Origin of the sequence: Neobacillus sp. YX16, assembly GCF_030123505.1 — a bacterium.
Classification (GTDB): Bacteria; Bacillota; Bacilli; order Bacillales; family Cytobacillaceae; genus Neobacillus.
In genome coordinates this window covers 2840928-2857759 of the sequence record NZ_CP126115.1, presented here as the reverse complement: position 1 = coordinate 2857759, position 16832 = coordinate 2840928, and the positions used below count along the sequence as shown (strand labels likewise).

The 16832-nt window shown below is 39.5% G+C and carries 16 protein-coding genes; all 16 read right to left on the bottom strand.

Annotated features, from left to right (window positions below):
- Positions 1–3: 3 nt before the first annotated feature.
- The 16 genes from QNH48_RS13730 to QNH48_RS13655 all read right to left on the bottom strand — a co-directional run bounded on the left by QNH48_RS13730 (position 4) and on the right by QNH48_RS13655 (position 16700).
- Positions 4–507 carry a flavin reductase family protein gene (locus tag QNH48_RS13730; RefSeq protein ID WP_283955406.1) on the bottom strand — a complete coding sequence of 168 codons (504 nt, stop codon included), beginning with the start codon at positions 505–507 and terminating at the stop codon, positions 4–6.
- A gap of 195 nt (positions 508–702) precedes the next feature.
- Complete coding sequence (locus QNH48_RS13725; protein ID WP_283955405.1) at positions 703–1875, bottom strand: acyl-CoA dehydrogenase family protein; 1173 nt, start codon at positions 1873–1875, stop codon at positions 703–705.
- A gap of 170 nt (positions 1876–2045) precedes the next feature.
- Positions 2046–2930, bottom strand: a complete 885-nt coding sequence (locus QNH48_RS13720; RefSeq protein WP_283955404.1) for a VOC family protein — start codon at positions 2928–2930, stop codon at positions 2046–2048.
- A 216-nt stretch (positions 2931–3146) separates the two neighbouring features.
- Positions 3147–4733 (bottom strand): bifunctional 3-(3-hydroxy-phenyl)propionate/3-hydroxycinnamic acid hydroxylase MhpA, encoded by a 1587-nt coding sequence (gene mhpA, locus QNH48_RS13715; protein WP_283955403.1) that lies wholly within the window; start codon positions 4731–4733, stop codon positions 3147–3149.
- 176 nt (positions 4734–4909) lie between these two features.
- Positions 4910–5887, bottom strand: coding sequence for a fumarylacetoacetate hydrolase family protein (locus QNH48_RS13710; protein WP_283955402.1), 978 nt, complete (start codon positions 5885–5887; stop codon positions 4910–4912).
- A gap of 42 nt (positions 5888–5929) precedes the next feature.
- On the bottom strand, positions 5930–6643 hold the full coding sequence (locus QNH48_RS13705; RefSeq protein ID WP_283955401.1) for a FadR/GntR family transcriptional regulator: 714 nt from the start codon (positions 6641–6643) through the stop codon (positions 5930–5932).
- A gap of 503 nt (positions 6644–7146) precedes the next feature.
- Complete coding sequence (locus QNH48_RS13700; protein WP_095249500.1) at positions 7147–7806, bottom strand: HAD family hydrolase; 660 nt, start codon at positions 7804–7806, stop codon at positions 7147–7149.
- 139 nt (positions 7807–7945) lie between these two features.
- Positions 7946–8632, bottom strand: a complete 687-nt coding sequence (locus tag QNH48_RS13695) for a YwaF family protein (RefSeq protein WP_283955400.1) — start codon at positions 8630–8632, stop codon at positions 7946–7948.
- 156 nt (positions 8633–8788) lie between these two features.
- Positions 8789–9325: a VUT family protein gene (locus tag QNH48_RS13690; protein WP_283955399.1), complete on the bottom strand. Its 537-nt coding sequence runs from the start codon at positions 9323–9325 to the stop codon at positions 8789–8791.
- A 260-nt stretch (positions 9326–9585) separates the two neighbouring features.
- A complete protein-coding gene (locus tag QNH48_RS13685; protein ID WP_283955398.1) occupies positions 9586–10515 on the bottom strand; it encodes a DMT family transporter in 930 nt (309 codons plus the stop codon).
- Positions 10516–10731: 216 nt separating this feature from the next.
- A complete protein-coding gene (locus tag QNH48_RS13680; protein ID WP_283955397.1) occupies positions 10732–11460 on the bottom strand; it encodes a nucleoside phosphorylase in 729 nt (242 codons plus the stop codon).
- Positions 11453–12115, bottom strand: coding sequence for a sulfite oxidase-like oxidoreductase (locus QNH48_RS13675; RefSeq protein WP_283955396.1), 663 nt, complete (start codon positions 12113–12115; stop codon positions 11453–11455). Before QNH48_RS13675 ends, QNH48_RS13680 begins: the two co-directional genes overlap by 8 nt.
- Before the next feature lie 17 nt (positions 12116–12132).
- Positions 12133–13050 carry an ABC transporter permease gene (locus tag QNH48_RS13670; RefSeq protein ID WP_133371062.1) on the bottom strand — a complete coding sequence of 306 codons (918 nt, stop codon included), beginning with the start codon at positions 13048–13050 and terminating at the stop codon, positions 12133–12135.
- Positions 13037–14113 carry an ABC transporter permease gene (locus QNH48_RS13665; RefSeq protein ID WP_283955395.1) on the bottom strand — a complete coding sequence of 359 codons (1077 nt, stop codon included), beginning with the start codon at positions 14111–14113 and terminating at the stop codon, positions 13037–13039. Before QNH48_RS13665 ends, QNH48_RS13670 begins: the two co-directional genes overlap by 14 nt.
- Positions 14079–15617, bottom strand: a complete 1539-nt coding sequence (locus QNH48_RS13660; protein ID WP_283955394.1) for an ABC transporter ATP-binding protein — start codon at positions 15615–15617, stop codon at positions 14079–14081. Before QNH48_RS13660 ends, QNH48_RS13665 begins: the two co-directional genes overlap by 35 nt.
- Before the next feature lie 63 nt (positions 15618–15680).
- Positions 15681–16700 (bottom strand): BMP family protein, encoded by a 1020-nt coding sequence (locus tag QNH48_RS13655; RefSeq protein ID WP_283955393.1) that lies wholly within the window; start codon positions 16698–16700, stop codon positions 15681–15683.
- Between the last annotated feature and the right edge of the window lie 132 nt (positions 16701–16832).

The following is a 16832-nucleotide window of genomic DNA, read 5'->3' as shown; positions in this document are numbered from 1 at the left end:
TATTTAGTTTGGGACTGCATGAAATTCAGCAGGTATTGGACCAAAATTCCTGCGATGGTAGAGCATCGGTTCTTTTTCATGAACCGTTATATTAGTGACTTCTCCAATTAAAATAGTGTGATCCCCTGCTTCGACTTGCTTATACTTTTTGCACTCTAAAACTGCAAATGTATCTTCGAGAATTGGCATATTTTGTGATGAAAGGCTCCACTTGCAGTTGCCAAAGCGATCCGTATTTCTGCTGGCAAATAGTTGACAAAGCTTTTGTTGATCACCAGCGAGCACATGGACGACAAAACTGTCCGCCATTTTAAAAGTATTCAAGGAAGAAACACGATGATCTATCGACCATAAGATAAGCAGCGGATCAAGGGAAACGGATGCAAAAGAATTTACTGTAAGTCCGACGGGATTACCATTTTCATCGCATGTCGTAACAATGGTTACTCCAGTCGGATAATTTCCCATAACTTCTTTAAAAAGGTTTTGCTGATTTTGTTTCTCCATCTTTTTCACTCCTTCTATACTATCTATCAGATTTTCTCAGCCTTACTTATCATTAAAATTTGGAAAGAATAATTAACAAGGATCTGATTTCTACCCTTTCTAGGATATTAGTCAGATCCCAATTCATGGTATCGGAAAAACTAATTTCTATTAAAATTCTAATTACATTTCGTTTTCATTTAGTCTAAAAAACAATTAAATTAGAACCGTATTAGGCTCCTGACCACAAAGAATTCGCCCATATAACTCAAGGTTTGTAGTAGGAACAATAACTCCGTGATTTGTCGCACCGCGTGCGTCACGTATAATTTGTGATAGAAGGTTATTTTCCGCAATCAACCCTCCACCACTTTCAGATGCTAGAATATCGATGGCTTCCCAGCATAATCTAACCGCATAGCCGGAATCCATTCGAACACGGGCTCTATTATGAAAATCCATATATCCACCACTAGCAGCACATTTATCAATATCATCAGCAGCACGGTAAACATGCAGAAGTGCGGAGTCAATTTTCATTGCAGCTTCGGCTACTTTTAGATGGGTAACGGTCGCTTCAGCCTGCGAGTTGTGCCATGTGTATTGAATTTTCCGATTGGGTAGTTTCTCCAAAAAGATTTCCAATGCAGCGCGAGCCATGCCTAGCGGAGGCGATAAAAGCACAAGTGCTAAGACAGGTACCAAAGCTGAGTGATAAAGTGTTTCTTCCTTGGAATAACCTGATTGATACTCCCCATTAATTGCCTTTGAAAGCGAAATTACCCTTCGTTCAGGAACAAAGATATCCTTAACCGCAAGACTATTGCTTCCGGAGCCACGCAGACCCGTAGTGTACCAATCGTCTTGAATCTCGACATCCTTCATTGGAAGGACCGCTAGACCATTGTCAATGATTTGCCCATTTTCATCAACGATTGGAATACCTAAAGCAGCCCAATTTGCATGTAGTGAGCCAGATCCAAATCCCCAAAATCCTTTCTCAATTACATAGCCGCCCTCAACACGACGAACCTCGCATTTTCTTGGTTCAAGTACCCCACATGTACGTGCATTAGCTTCTCCAAAGACTTCCTGTTGCACATCCTTGGGAAAAAGAGTAGCAACAAGCCAGTTACAAACGTTCGTTAATGTCGTAACCCAGCCGGCAGAACCATTTCCGCGTGCTATTTCAGAATTAACATCAATAAATGTACGAATGTTTACTTGATGACCGCCAAAGCTTTTAGGAATAGTCAAATTGAACAACCCCGCCTCATTTAAAGCTTCAATTGTCCCTTCAGGAATTCTACGAATATCATCAATTTCCTTTCCTTGTGCACGTAATTGGGGAACAAACTCTGCAGCGCGTTTTACGAGTTCCTCGGCCACATTGGTTCGGTCTTTTACAATATTTTCATTGATCAGTTATACTCAATTCCCTTCTGAATAAATTAATTTTGATAAAAATAACCACATTCTTAAAAAGAATAATACTGACATTAATCTTGAGAACTTTTACTTAAGCTGGTGCTTAAGTTGTAGTCATTCATCTTGCTCTCTTAAACCTTGGCCAAATCCACTTCAAATTCCGTTCCCCAAGCACTTAGTGATTCCCAAACTTTTGGTTTTAGCGGCAGCTCCTCGTGCCAAGGACGTGGTTCAAAAATGCCGAGTTCTGGAATAAATATATCCATGTCTGTATACAATTCCACTACATTTTGTTCAGGGTCATAATGGTAGGTTGCAATATTATGGCCTGCCGTATGACGTGATGGCCCCCAAAGAATTGGGTAACCTTGTTTCGCCAATAAATCAGAACTTGCATACTGATGACTGGCATCTTTTAATTGGAAAGCAATATGGTGTAACCGCGTCTCATCTGATGCCACAATATTTAGGACATGGTGCTCGGTATTACAAGTTAAGAAATTTGCAAAGCTCTCACCGATTTTATCTGTAAACGAAAAGCCTAATGCATCCCTGTAAAAATGGATGGTTTCATTATAATTATTCGCATAAAACGCAACATGTCCTAATTTATGAGGAACAACCCCTGAAGTGCCAAAGCCAACAGTTGTTTGTTCCATCTCTATAAATAATTCAATCGTGTTTCCTGCCGGATCCTGTAACTCTATCAATCGTGAAATACCCGGTTTAACATCAACCTTAATAGTAGAGTTAATTCCTAGTACGTGTAGCTGCTCCTGTACTTCTTCTAAGCTAAGATTGCCATCTAATTGGTATCCATAGCGGCGAATCCCTTTTTTATTAGAAGGAGTAATTACGATATTATGGTGGTCAAGAGCGTTGCTTAAATAAGTAACGCCATCCACTTCTTCTGAAATACGATAACCCATTGTATTTGTATAATATTCCACCATGCTATCCGCATTTTTTGAATTAAAATCAACATACGCTAATCTAAAAACTTTTACCTTTGACATATCCCATTCCTCCATGTGATTAAATAATAGATAAGCAAATCCTTTGTTAGATGTAATTTAAGAGAATATGATAAAATTCAAATGAAGACTTTCAGAGTCTGATAACGTCATACCCGTTTTTCTTTTGCCCCCAAGCAAATGAAAAACGAACCACAATGGATGCCGGTCCATTGTTCTCTAGCCAGCAGCTGTATTAAAAACAAGATTTATTTGTGTTTATGCAGTTGCTGGAATCATGAATCTACTAAATTGTTTGGATAAATTTTCAACTAGTAATGGTAATTCAGCTAAACTCTCTGTACCACCAAATAGATAGAAATCTGGGCGAACCACAACCGCTTCAAGACCAGTATCTTTAAAATATTGTTTGTATTTTCCATCGACATCCACAGCTTTATCAGATATTGCCACTTTGTCTTCTGATGATTCTGAGATTTCAATAAATTTAACACCGATGTCCTCTAAAAACGAAATCTGTTCTTCACTTAAAACCTTCTTAGGATCATTCACAGGACTTATTATCGTCCATCCATTTCCTACAACATCATCAAATAAACCTGTTTTCCCTCTATACTTTACCTGACCTTGGAATGAAAGTTTCCCCGTGTATTTTTTATTTTTCCCGTCAGCTGATTGGTAGAGAATGCCTTCTGTTAGAAATGGGAATTCAGGAAATTCAGGAACACCACCTGTAAAAAATGCCTCATCTCTATTTCTAGCTTCAACCGGATCTGTTACGCAAATGACATTTCCTAAAAACAAGGCTGCTTCAACGACCTCACGATTATGAGGTTTACGCTCTTCTGTATAACTCTCTAAAATAGACGCTGCAGCTTTTCCACATAGAATAAGGTCTAGCTTCCAAGCTAGATTCATAGAATCACGAAGACCAGAGCACATACCTTGACCCATGAACGGCGGAGTTAAATGAGCTGCATCACCTGCTAAAAGGAGCCGTCCTTTTTGCCATTCATTCGCCCATAATGCCTTAAATGTATAAACTGCATTCCGTTCTAATACAGCGTTACTAGGAGTTACATTCCAAGGTTCAAGCAAGCGCCATGCTACATCTACATTGTTAAGGTCTTCTTTTGTCTCGCCAGGAAGAGCCATGAATTCCCATCGTCTTTTCCCTGGGCCACCTGAAACAACGGTTGTAGGGCGGGCTGGATCACATAGCTGCAAATTCATAGGGTTCCATTCTCTATCCTCATTCGTAACGATATCAATAACAAGCCAATCTGCTGCAAATCCAAGGTCCGTAATTGTAGAATCCATCTTTTTACGAACAAAACTGTTTGCACCGTCACAACCAACAACATACTTTGCATGAATCATACGAACTTCCCCCTGCAGGTCTTTCACCATAAGCTCTACATGATCCTCAAATTCCTTTAACTCAATTGCTTCATTACCCATTTGCACATTTACGCTAGGCAGTTTACGGCAAGCAGCATCCATCACTTTTTCAAGCTCTGGCTGATTGAAAAATAAATGTCCTGGCCATCCTGAAATGCCATCTTGAGAGAAATCGAGGGCCAATAGTAATTGCTGTTCAGCATTTCGCCATTCATATAAATCAGGGACTGGTTGTAAGATTCTTTCAAGTTCACTATTTGGAAGAATTGATTGGAGCATTCTCGCAACCTCATCATCCAAATGAACGGCACGGGGAAGTGGATAGGCTTCAGAAAATCTTTCATATACCCCAACCTTCCATCCTTTTTGGCCAAGTAATGCAGCTAAAAGCTTTGATACAGGTCCATAACCAACAATTGCTACATCAATCATTTCTAGTTTCATTCTCCACCCCTATACAAAGATTCTCAAATTTAATCAAAAACTCCATTTTGTAAACGCATACATTCTTATCAACTATTAAACTGATTTAATTCATCTACATGGACGTTAAATTTATTTATGTAAGAACTAGAGGTTGCTGGGATATTTAATCCCAGCATTTTTAAAAATATACAATTTTAAGAAATTGCTACTTTACTAGAAACAACTTTATTTACTTGTTCACCAAGATCAATTTTCCCATCTTTACTCTTAATTTGGCAACGAATAACATCCCCATCATTCAGATATTTACCGTTATTGATTTGACTTTCAACAAGCAAATCTACTTTCTCAGCGTATGGGACCAGATGGCTTGATAGTTGTCCTAGTATCTCTGGTGTAAGACTGAGTGCTACTCCGCCAGTTGTACCGGTTATAACCAAATCACCTTTTGAAAGATTCATAATTTCTGAAAGCTCTGTTAAAGTTTCAGCAGGTTTGTATAATAATTGATTCGTATTTGCTGATTGACGTAATTCATCATTTACCCATAAATTTAATTCTAGATCATGTATGAGTGGAACCTCTTCTTTATCAAGTAAATACAAAAACGGTCCAGTAGGTCCAAAAGTACGGTAGCTCTTCCCTTTTAACCATTGCCCCTCAGAGAGTTGTACATCTCTTGCAGAAACATCATCCATAATAACAAGCCCTGCAATATATTGGTGAAGGTTTTCATCTGTGACTTCAACGGATGAAGAAATCTCCGTTCCAATGACTAGCCCCAGCTCAATTTCATAGTCTAATAGCTTAACATGAGACGGACGAATAATCTCTGTATAGGGACCACAAAGTGTGCTATCTGCTTTACTAAAAAACATATTATATGGCGGCCGAGCTGCTTCCATACCAGATTCAGCACGATGAGAGGAGTAATTGGCACCCTGACAGACAATTCTTGCTGGTTTAGTTACAGGGCTTAAGATGGTCACTTCATTTAATGAAAGAGATTCACCTTTTCCTTGATCTATTAATTTTCTAGCTTCTTCAACACCCTCTTCTAAAAAATGAGCTAAAGAAGAATACCTATCCCTTAATACGGAAATACGGTTATTTGATACAACTCCCCACTGTTCTTTCTTTTCCTTTTCAAATCTTACTATTTGGATTCCCACATTTAACTCCCCCTATTTTTTGGTTTTTGAAGTTCAGTGAAATTAAGAATATATTTTTTCCAATATCCTTTTAACCCGCAGGATTAATTCAATCATTTTATCATGTGCCAATTTTTCATCACGCACCATGATGGCTTCATATATAGAACGGTGTCTTTCTAATACTTCGTTTGTCGGAGTATCAAATGGAGACTCTGGATAAGTCTTAGCTGCGCTTACCGTTTTTTCCCGGCTAAAGACTAGCGCTTTCCGGAGCGTTCTAACTGTATTGATGATTAAGTCGTTGTATGAAGCACATAAGATTCTTTCATGAAAATCATAATCGGCAATGGCCCATGCCTTCTCATCTCCAATTGATTGCTCGAGTCGATTGAAGGCATTCTTAATGCTCGCCAAATCCTCCTCGGTTGCTCTCTCTGCGGCTAAAGCTGCTGCCATTGGTTCTAGCCCCATTCTAACTTCTGTTAAATGCAGGAGAAAATCACGATTATTCTCATCTTCAAGCACCCAGTTAATGAGTTCTAAATTCCACCATTGCCACTCCGAGCGTGGAAGAACAATTGTACCAGCCCTTTGATTCGATCTCACAAGCCCCAAAGTAGATAACGTTTTAAAGGATTCACGGACTACCGTTCGACTTACATTATATATTTCACCTAAATCCTCTACTTTTGGGAGGATTTCTCCTTGTTTTAACTCACCAGTTACTATTTTACGTCCAAGCTCGCTAACTAATTGTTCACTTCTATTTTTCATAAAGCGTTAACACTCCTATCCTTACTATGTTTTAACCTTACCACAACAACAATGGTATTCCGACTTTTTGGGATAGAAGGTTAAAAAACAGGATTCCACTCAATATTGAAAGCGTATCCATTTTATATTGAAAGTCTATAACACCTCCTTTTGTTTAAGACAGTTACCAAGTATCTCTCGATGTAATAAATATTATTTATCTGATTATTATAATAAATAATATTTATTATCTCGTCAACCCACTTATGAAATTTTCTAATAACTTTTTATGTATCTTTTTTACTGCCATTAATAGCCATCCTAGTATTTTCTATTTTTTTAAATAGAACGAGAGCGTATCCATTCATGCGGATACGCTCTCGTTTTTTGTGGATAACAGAATGCCGTTTTGGGGCTGATTTGTAGAAACTGTATGTTTTTTTGTAGAAGCTGTACGCTATATTGTATAAAATGTACGATTTTACCGAATAAGCTGTACACTTCACACGAATTTACAACTTTTTCTAAATAATTTCCCATTTCTTATGATTAGCTACCTCTAAAAGCCGCGGTTCTGGGTTCACAGCAACAGGATTTCCTACTAATTCAAGAACGTTTAAGTCCGTGTAACTATCGCCATATGCAAAGCTATTTTTCCAATCTACTTCTCTATGGGACAGATGGGCATTGATGAAATCACTCTTTCGTTCCCCGTATATGTATTTTATAGAAGCGTTCTTAGATAATTTCTCATCATTATAAGGAATGCTGCTTCCAATGATACAATCAAAATTTACATTTTTTGTAACGGAGTGCAGGAGCGGCTCATAAGCACCGGACACAAGCATAGTATAATAGCCTTCCCTTCTATGTTGTTCAAGTCTATGTAACACCGGTTCACTTAGGTTTTGACTCATGCTCTCGCCAATTTGTGAAAAAAACTGGTCAATCTCTGATTTTGGAGAAGTTCCAAAAGCAGCTATATACGACCACATTGAATATTCTTTCATTTTTTGTTCGGGGTAAAGCTTACATTTGTATGCAAGATATACCGGTAAAATTCTAAGGAAGAAATTCCGATACTTCTGGAAATGCAGAGGATGATTCTTCAAATGCCCCATCAATAGTGGAAAAGTCTCATTAGGAAATAATGTTCCATCAAAATCAAATATTGCAACCTTCATATCATCAGCAGCCCTTCATTTTATTACAACTCAAAATAACATGTCTCACTTTATATAACACATAAAATACACCATTTCCACAAAAAAACACACAGCCATCTTGTGAATGCTGTGTGGTGAAAATATAGATTTCTCTATTTTAGAGTTTATTTTCCCTTATTTGTAAAATCCCCATTGGTATATATGTGATGATAAATACGATGAGTCCAACTATTTCAAGGTTTACATAATACATGATTCCACTGCCGAAAAATGATAATATGGTCTCTGTTTCTGAAGGGCTCGCTAAGAAGAAAAAGTTTGTGTCTAACAATATATTCAGGAAGAATACTGGGACAGCTATGATATTCAAGGTAATAAAGCCCGTTAATATAGCTTTGAGAGGAACTCTGTACCGTTCGAAGAGGATAAAGTACAAAACGGCTAAGGGAATAGCTGAATGATGCAGGAAATATTTTAAGAATCGAAAATGAGGAAATTGGTAGACGATATCAGGAGTGACCATACTTAAGATGGGAGGAATTAGACCAATAAAGAATAGCAAATTAAACACTTTTTGATTCTTTTTCAAAAATAAGTACAATGATAAAAAGGTACTGAGTGAACAAAGCTGTAACGGGAGATCCCCTACTTCCCATTGATTGGTAAGGATTAGCCACAAATGGAAGCTAACTTCACAAAGTATCAAGGTAGTAAATAGTGTCCATTTTATCATGTGCTGGTAGCTCTTAAGTTTCGTTCTGAAAAACACCAAAAGGAAACAGGTTAGAAAAAAGAGAATTAACGTCATAATATGGGGCATTGAAAAGAATGTGAAAGTCTGCATTCCGGTGACAGAAAACATGATAACAACACCTCTTTTCTGAAGAATTCAAGGGTAATATGAATATATGACTACCACAGTCCGTACTAGACGTTGTTTAACTATGATTTATATAATAAAAAGCCCCAAACTCTATTAAAAGAGTTTGGAGCTCTAAACTTAATTCGCAACTGTATTTTTGCTTATGTTATTCGTTTGATGAATGATAAGTGCTGCAATCCCTTGAATGATTGTTTTAACAATGACTTGACCTATGATTGCAGATGGAACGGCTTCCCATGGAAGGAAGTTAGCACCAAACGGGCTCAGACCAAGAACCACGAAAATGGCACTGTCCAAGATCCCTCCGACAATTCCGCTGTAAAGTACACGTAAACTCATTGGTAACTTTAGTCTTGAATAAATTTCTGTATCCGTTGTTTCTGCTATCGCGAAAGTAACTGCAGATGCTAAAACGATGATTAAAGTATCGCCGAGAATAGATGAAACAACCGCGGATAAAAACAGTGCTAATCCAATAAACATGTACGTCTTCTTTCTGCCGTACTTGTTTTGCACCAGGTCACGGAAGATAAATGTTGCACCGATTAAAAATGTTCCCATTGGGACAATAAAGATTCCCATTATTAATGGTGTGAATGCTGCTGTTACGACGTTTGCAGCAATAATTGAAACTAAATACAATAGTATTCTCACAAAACTACTCTCCCTTTATTCTCTATGATGAACAACAAAAAAACAGCACCTCTAAGAGAAATGCTGCTTCGTCTTAGTTTTTTAACGAGGGGTGCTACAACCTCGACCACAGTACGCGGATTTTTATTTAGGATTCACCTATTTTACACTTATTTAATTAATATGTCGATAACTTTGTAAAAAGATAGCCATATAGTCTTTTCATTTTACAAATGGACCGGTCCAGTTAAGCAAAGCCTTATATTAAGCTATTATTTTACTTATCTATTGGAGTTAGAGATTTTCATAATTGGTGGAATCTGCTGTTTTCTCTCCGTTCCAATCCAAACTAAACCAAGAATAATCACTAGTCCACCAACCATTTGTGTAATCCAAATTGATTCATTAAAGAATAACGCACCCGCCATTGCTGCCGCAGCGGGAACAAAATAACGGAAGAAATTTGCTTTGGCTGCGCCTACATGTTTCATACATATATTCCATATAACAAAGGCAGCAACTGTGCAAAGTAACACATTGTAAGCAACGGCTCCCCATGTGATGATAGAAAGGTTATCCGTTTGGATTCCACTCCATTTATTAACGGTAAACGGAAATAAAAATAGTGAACCAAATAAAACGTACCACGCGGTTACACGAAGAGGTGAGTATTTCTTCATCAGCGGCATACACGCCAAATTAAATAGTGCACCGATTAAGCTAATAGCTAAAGCAATGTAGTTTCCTATCATATACTGAGAACTGAGATCAAACCCATCTTTTCCCCCTAGGATGATCAGCGTAACTCCCACTAACGCAATAAAGCCGCCAATTGCCACTCTGATGCTTATTCTTTCTCGAGTAAATAACGGTGCAAAAAGAGCAGCAAAAATGGGCCATGGTGCAACATTTAATAAAGAAGCATTAGCAAGGGTTGTATATTTGATAGAGTACATAACCATGATTTCTAACGCAGTGACACCAATCAATCCAATAATAGCGAGTGTTAGCAAATCACGTCTCTCCACTTTTACACTGCCTTCTGTCCACTTTAAAATAAGAAATAAGACAGGCAGGGCTAGACCAAATCGAAGAAATACAAACACTTCAGCAGGAAACACATCCATTGCCCACCGTGAAACCCCAAAATTGATTCCCCAAACAACGGATACGAAGATTAATCCTAAGTAATAAAACGTATTTGATGTCATGTTTTCGCCTTCCATTCACCCTAAAAATAAAACACATGCAATAATTATCTCAAAGAACTCTTACCATGTACTAGTAAAACTTTTCATAATCCCCAGAAAAATTATATGAGCACTTTTATTGTAAATGAAAGATTAAAAGCCAACTTACCTTCCAGTAATTCAGAAGGTAAGTCGGCATTTTTTTCAAATCCTAATGCTTCAGCGAAAAACTAATACTTATAATGACGTAATCGCATCCAAGGCTATTTTCATTTCCGCTTCCACCGCGTTGGAAACCAAGTTATTGTGTGGATTATATTCGTCTCGCAGTTCTGCATCCGCATAGCCATCAATGGCCATAATCGCCCCAGCTTTTATCCCTTTCAAAGCGGCAATTACAAATAAAGCGGAGTTTTCCATGTCAACTGCCAGAACTCCAGCTTTTTTATAAAGCTGATGTGGAAATTCAAGAACTCCTGAATAAAAGGCATCAAGTGTAAGGGTAATCCCCTCATTTACAGGAACGCCTCCCCCAGTTAAAACTGCCGCATTCATTAATGCCTCAACAATATTTCGGTCTGCCACTGCTGGAAATCCAGGAGGGACAATTTGTTTCGTTAACCCATCACAGCTTACAGCAGCGGTACTGATCACTAGGCTTCCAGGTGTAACATCTTTTTGATAAGAACCAGCTGTTCCTACTCGAATGATGAACTGTACACCACCCATAAGAAGTTCTTCAAAACATACCGCTGCCCCAGGTGCTCCAACACCATGGCTGACTACGGCTACCTGACTCCCCTTCCAGCTTCCGCTGTAAGTGTGATACTCGCGATTTTGAGCGAGTAAAACAGGATTATCCAATAAATCGGAAATAATCTTGGCACGACCTGGATCCCCACATACAAGAACACGTTCTGGCAGGATATCTGATGTTAATTTTAAATTAGGCAATTGTTTAGTCAAAGTCTTTTCGCTCCCATTCATCCTCTGGTATTGGCAGGTCTTCCCCTGAGAATCTTTCTTCTTTAAACGGATCACCATTGATATGGAAGCCGTTTTGCTCCCAGAACCCTGGCTGATTTTCATCAATAAACTCAATTCCTCGGATCCATTTTACACTTTTCCAAAAATAAAGATGCGGTACGACGAGCCTAAGCGGCCAGCCATGCTTTTCCGTTAGCGGCTCTCCTTCAAAAGTGTGGGCCAAGATTACATCCTCTTTGAGCAGATCCTCCAAAGCAATATTGGCTGTATAATCATGATCTGCATGCAACATAACAAACTTACTTTTAGGATTCACACCAATCTCCTTTAGGAAATCGCTGAATTTGACACCGATAAAGCTATTATCAAAACGAGACCAGCGCGTGACACAGTGGATATCCACGTTGATGGTCGTCTGAGGCATTTTTTTGATTTGATCATAAGTTAGTACGACCTCGTTGTCGACTTCACCGAACACCTTTAAATTCCATTTTCCCAAATCATACACAGGCACGTCTCCTTCATGAAGAATCGGGAAACGTTCTGTTAATGCCTGGCCAGGCGGAAGTCGCTTAGCCAGCTTGGGATCAACTGCCGGAACTCTCGTCTTTTTAATTCTTTCTACTTTATTCATGATTTCATTCCCCCTTCTTACCTAGAGCTTTGCTGCCCAGATAGCTGTGAATCTGCCCCGCGGTCCTTTAGGAAGAACATCGCAATGATTGTAATAATATAAGGCAGCATTGCTGTAAATTGAGTTGGCATTGAAAAGCCCTGAAGTCTGATACTTAACGCATCCATCAGCCCGAATAACAAGCTTGACCCTACGATTCCGATTGGGTGAGACTGACCTAACATCATCGCCACAAGAGCAATAAAGCCCCTTCCAGCCGTCATTCCCTCTGTAAACATCGTAACTTGACCCAGAGAGAGCTGGGCACCTGCCAAACCGCAAAGTATTCCACACGCCACGATTGCGCCATATTGCAGAAGCGTCACCTTTAAGCCAAGGCTTCTCGCAGCTGCTTCATTTTTCCCAACCGCAAGAACCCGAAAGCCTGTAACCGTACGGTAAAAGAAAATGTACAACACTATTGCTGCTAGAAAGGCGATATATACGAGTGGTGAATGTCCCGAAAGAAGGTTCCCAACAACCGGAATGCCTTCAATCACCGGGATGTCCAATTTCGGAAGTCCTTCCATGTTTTTATCATAAAAGGCACCTTTTACATTAAAAATGGCTCGGAGTCCAAACGTGGTCAAACCGAGAACTAAAAAGTTGATAGCGATACCTGCTACGATTGGGTTTGCTTTAAATCGAATGGCTGCCAAACCGAATAGCAGTGAAACTAGTACAGAACCCAGTGCACCTACTAAAACAGCGACAAGCACACTCCCGCTAAAGTAATTTCCAACGATGGCAGAAAAAGCACCTGCTAATATTAATCCTTCAAGGCCTACATTAAAAATTCCAACACGAGCACATAGGGCTCCTCCTAAAGCTGCCAAAAGAATAGGACTGATCATTCGGATTGCTGAGGTAAAAAAGGAGAGATCAAGCAGCTCCATGGATGTCACCCGCTTTCTTCTTTACTTTCCACCAATTCATGGTGATTTTTGCTGTAACAAAAAGAATAAGAACTCCCTGAATCACACTGGCAATTTCCAACGGAACCTCTGTATTACGCTCCATTCCCATTGCGCCGGTTTGAAGTGCGGCAAGCAGAATCGCCGCTACAGCTGTACCAAGGGGATTGGAATTTGCCAAAAGGGCTGCCATTAACCCTGTCCAGGCATAACCTGGAACGGTCAGGGAACCTTCTACATAACGATATTGTGATCCGAGGACTTCAACCGTCCCAGCTAGTCCTGCGATCCCGCCGCTAAAAAACATGCTGAAAAGGAGCACCTTTATTTTATTTATCCCGCCATACTCAGCAAAGAATGGGTTATAGCCCAGCATCCTTACCTCATACCCTGCTGATGTGAAACGCAAAATAATATATAGAATAACCGCCAAAACAATCGCAATAACAAATCCCATATGAACACTCATACCCTGGAATAACTTAGGCAGCCATGCCACCTGATCAATCATGTGAGTCTGTGCTAATGCAGCCGATCCACTTTTGTCTTGAAACGGCCTCGAAACTAAATAACCAGCAAATAATACTGCCACATAGTTTAAGAGTAACGTAGAAATCAATAATTGTACTTTGAATCTAGTTTCCATCCACCCCGCCAGGAGCGACCATAAGCCCCCTGCTAAAAATCCAGCACCCAATGCCGCCAGTATTTTGATAATTCCTGATCCTGGAACATATAAAGCAGCAAGTGCTGCACTTACCGCACCTAACACCATTTGCCCTTCTGCTCCCATATTGAAGACACCAGCTCGAAAGGCAATGGCCAGACCTAAACCAATCAATATTATAGGAGTAGCACGCGCAAGTGTTGCGGTAACAAAGTAAAAGTTTCCGAATGCCCCGTCCCACATGACTTTATAGGTTTCCAAAACAGATGCACCTACTAGACTAATAGCAACGGCCCCTGTCAAAAGCCCAATCAACACGGCCATAAGAGGCTGTATCAAGGATTTAAGCAGTTGTTGTAGTTTTCGTTGAAGCTTCATTCTCGTTTCCTCCTGCCATAAGAACACTTAATCTCTCTTCCGTCGCTTCATTTCGATCGAGGATATCAACTATTTTTCCTTCATACATCACAGCAATCCGGTCAGACAACATCAGGATTTCCGATAACTCTGACGAAACGAGGAGAATACCGTCTCCATTATTTCGTTTCTCGATAATGGCCTCATGGATATATTCCATGGCGCCGATATCGACACCACGTGTTGGTTCAGCCGCAATGAGAAAATCTGTTTCAAATCCAAGTTCGCGGGCAACAATTAATTTCTGCAAGTTTCCGCCGGATAGGTTTCCTGATTTTTCATCTAATGAAGGTGTTTTAATTTCAAATCGGTCAATCCATCCTCTAACAAGCTTGCGAAATGCGTTAAGTTTAATAAAGGAAGATTGATTGAAATTTCTCTTTCGATAATATCCCATCAACCCTGTCTCTTCTACAGATGCTTCTTTCGCCGCTCCCCATAAGTAACGGTCTTCAGGTATATGAGCGAGACCAGCACTTCTTCTATAAGCCACTGTTTTACCTGAAAAGATTGTATCTCCTAAGCGTACACTGCCACTATTAATTTTTCTCAAGCCTGCAATCGCCTGGATCAGTTCTGACTGCCCATTCCCCGATACTCCAGCAATCCCGACTATCTCTCCACGGTGTACCGTTAAGGAGAGTTGATCCAAAATTGGTTTCGCATCTTTCCCGCCGATCGTAAGATTTTCTACCACAAGAAGCGGATCACCGTCCAATTGAATTCGGTCGGTAAGCCTCTGGAGTTCACGACCAACCATCATGGTGGCTAACTGTTCGACATCTGTATTTTGTTTTAAAACATTTCCTGTAACCTTTCCATTTCTTAACACGGTTATTTGATCTGCTACCTTCATCACTTCCGGCAGCTTATGCGTAATGAGGATAATACTTTTCCCTTGTTCCGCTAAAAATTGAATTGTTTTTAATAGTTCCTCTACCTCTAGTGGTGTCAAAACTGCTGTTGGTTCATCGAGAATAATAATATCTGCACCCTGATATAACACTTTTAATATTTCAATTCGCTGCTGTTCACCTATCGAGCAATCCCCTGCTTTTTTCAATGGATTGACATTGATTTTATAATGTTCGCTGAGTTCCTTCACTTTTTCTGCCGCAGCTTTTCTATTAAAGAACCCATTTCGGTTCGGTTCATGACCAATCACAATGTTTTCTGTTACGGAAAAATCAGAAAATAACATAAAGTGCTGATGCACCATACCGATTCCATTTTCAATCGCATCCAGCGGTCCCGAAAATTTGACGGTTTTACCATTGAGTACTATTTCCCCGCTAGTCGGCTGTTCAAGACCGTAAAGCATCCTCATGAGGGTCGTTTTGCCGGCACCATTTTCTCCGACAATGGCCAAAACCTCTCCTTTTTTCAGATGTATTGAAATCCTGTCATTCGCAAGAAACTCACCGTACTTTTTGCTCATATCCTTCATTTCTAACACATAGGTCATGGTTTTCCACCCCTTTAAAAATCGAAACCGACTACAATGTGCAGTCGGTTTACTTTTTTCAGATTAATTGCTTAATGGATTTTTGATTTCTCTTTTTCCAGTAACAATTTCTTCGTGAAGTGCTTTTACTTGGTCAATAACTTCTTGTCCAACAAAGCTGTTAAGAGGAGTTTTGCTTTCATGTGTTACATATGTTAAGCCAACACCCTTTTCCTTCAAACCATACTCGACAATACCTGATTTAAAATTACCATTTGCAAATGCTTTTACCGTTTCATAGGCCGCTGCGTCTGTCCCTTTAAGCTGTGACAGAACGACATGCTCTGGATCAACCTCTGTACGGTCAACGTCCTGACCAGAAGTAAAGAATCCTTGTTCTTTTGCTGCCTCAAAAACACCTAGGTCGCCGACTGCAGCAGCGCCTGCTACGAAATCTGCTCCTTTAGAAGCTTGTAACAGCGCTAATTCCTTCGCTTTTGCTGGATCCGAAAAGCTTCCAGCATAGTTTACAATAAACTCTGCAGCTGGATTGGTTTCCTTTAAACCTTGTTCAAACGCAACTGTCCATTTTTTCATAAGTGGAATATCCATTGCCACTACCATACCAACTTTATCGGTTTTGGTAGAAAGACCTGCTGCAGCTCCTAGTAGGAACGCCGCTTCGTGCTCTCGGAAATTTACACTTTGTACATTTGGAAGGTCTACAACGGTATCAATAATTGCAAATTGACGATCCGGATTTTCTGTTGCTACCTTTTTCAATGCATCCTCTGATTCAAAGGATGATGTAATGATTAAATCATATCCTTCTGCTACGGCTACGCGAATATTTTCTTCAATAGCAGAATGATCCGTTGATTCGATTGTCTTTAATTCAACTCCAAATTCTTCTGCCGCTTGTTTCGCGCCCTCATCCATTTGCTGGAAGAATGGGTTTACACCGATTTTCTCAGGCAGAACGAGAGCAATTTTCTTCTTACCCTCTTTTGATGGTGTTTCTTCTTTACCTGTTGATTCCTCTGCTCCACATCCAGCGACGAGCAGGACTAAAGCCACTACGAAAAGTGAAAGTAGTTTTCTCATGATGTTCCCCCTGTAATATATTCGTTTTTATTACTATTTGTCTATTAATTTACTAAAAATATCTAAATATAGCAATACAAAAATCGAACATTTTTAAAATATTTTATTAAATTGTTCGTGTTTTGTTTTTAT

Bases quoted from the DNA above. Each gene is read 5' to 3' on its own strand.
- QNH48_RS13720 (WP_283955404.1), bottom strand. From the start codon at position 2,930: ATGTCAAAGGTAAAAGTTTTTAGATTAGCGTATGTTGATTTTAATTCA.
- QNH48_RS13660 (WP_283955394.1), bottom strand. From the start codon at position 15,617: ATGACCTATGTGTTAGAAATGAAGGATATGAGCAAAAAGTACGGTGAG.
- QNH48_RS13700 (WP_095249500.1), bottom strand. From the start codon at position 7,806: ATGAAGGTTGCAATATTTGATTTTGATGGAACATTATTTCCTAATGAG.
- QNH48_RS13705 (WP_283955401.1), bottom strand. From the start codon at position 6,643: ATGAAAAATAGAAGTGAACAATTAGTTAGCGAGCTTGGACGTAAAATA.
- QNH48_RS13675 (WP_283955396.1), bottom strand. From the start codon at position 12,115: ATGAATAAAGTAGAAAGAATTAAAAAGACGAGAGTTCCGGCAGTTGAT.
- mhpA (WP_283955403.1), bottom strand. From the start codon at position 4,733: ATGAAACTAGAAATGATTGATGTAGCAATTGTTGGTTATGGACCTGTA.
- QNH48_RS13670 (WP_133371062.1), bottom strand. From the start codon at position 13,050: ATGGAGCTGCTTGATCTCTCCTTTTTTACCTCAGCAATCCGAATGATC.
- QNH48_RS13665 (WP_283955395.1), bottom strand. From the start codon at position 14,113: ATGAAGCTTCAACGAAAACTACAACAACTGCTTAAATCCTTGATACAG.
- QNH48_RS13685 (WP_283955398.1), bottom strand. From the start codon at position 10,515: ATGACATCAAATACGTTTTATTACTTAGGATTAATCTTCGTATCCGTT.
- QNH48_RS13730 (WP_283955406.1), bottom strand. From the start codon at position 507: ATGGAGAAACAAAATCAGCAAAACCTTTTTAAAGAAGTTATGGGAAAT.
- QNH48_RS13695 (WP_283955400.1), bottom strand. From the start codon at position 8,632: ATGCAGACTTTCACATTCTTTTCAATGCCCCATATTATGACGTTAATT.
- QNH48_RS13655 (WP_283955393.1), bottom strand. From the start codon at position 16,700: ATGAGAAAACTACTTTCACTTTTCGTAGTGGCTTTAGTCCTGCTCGTC.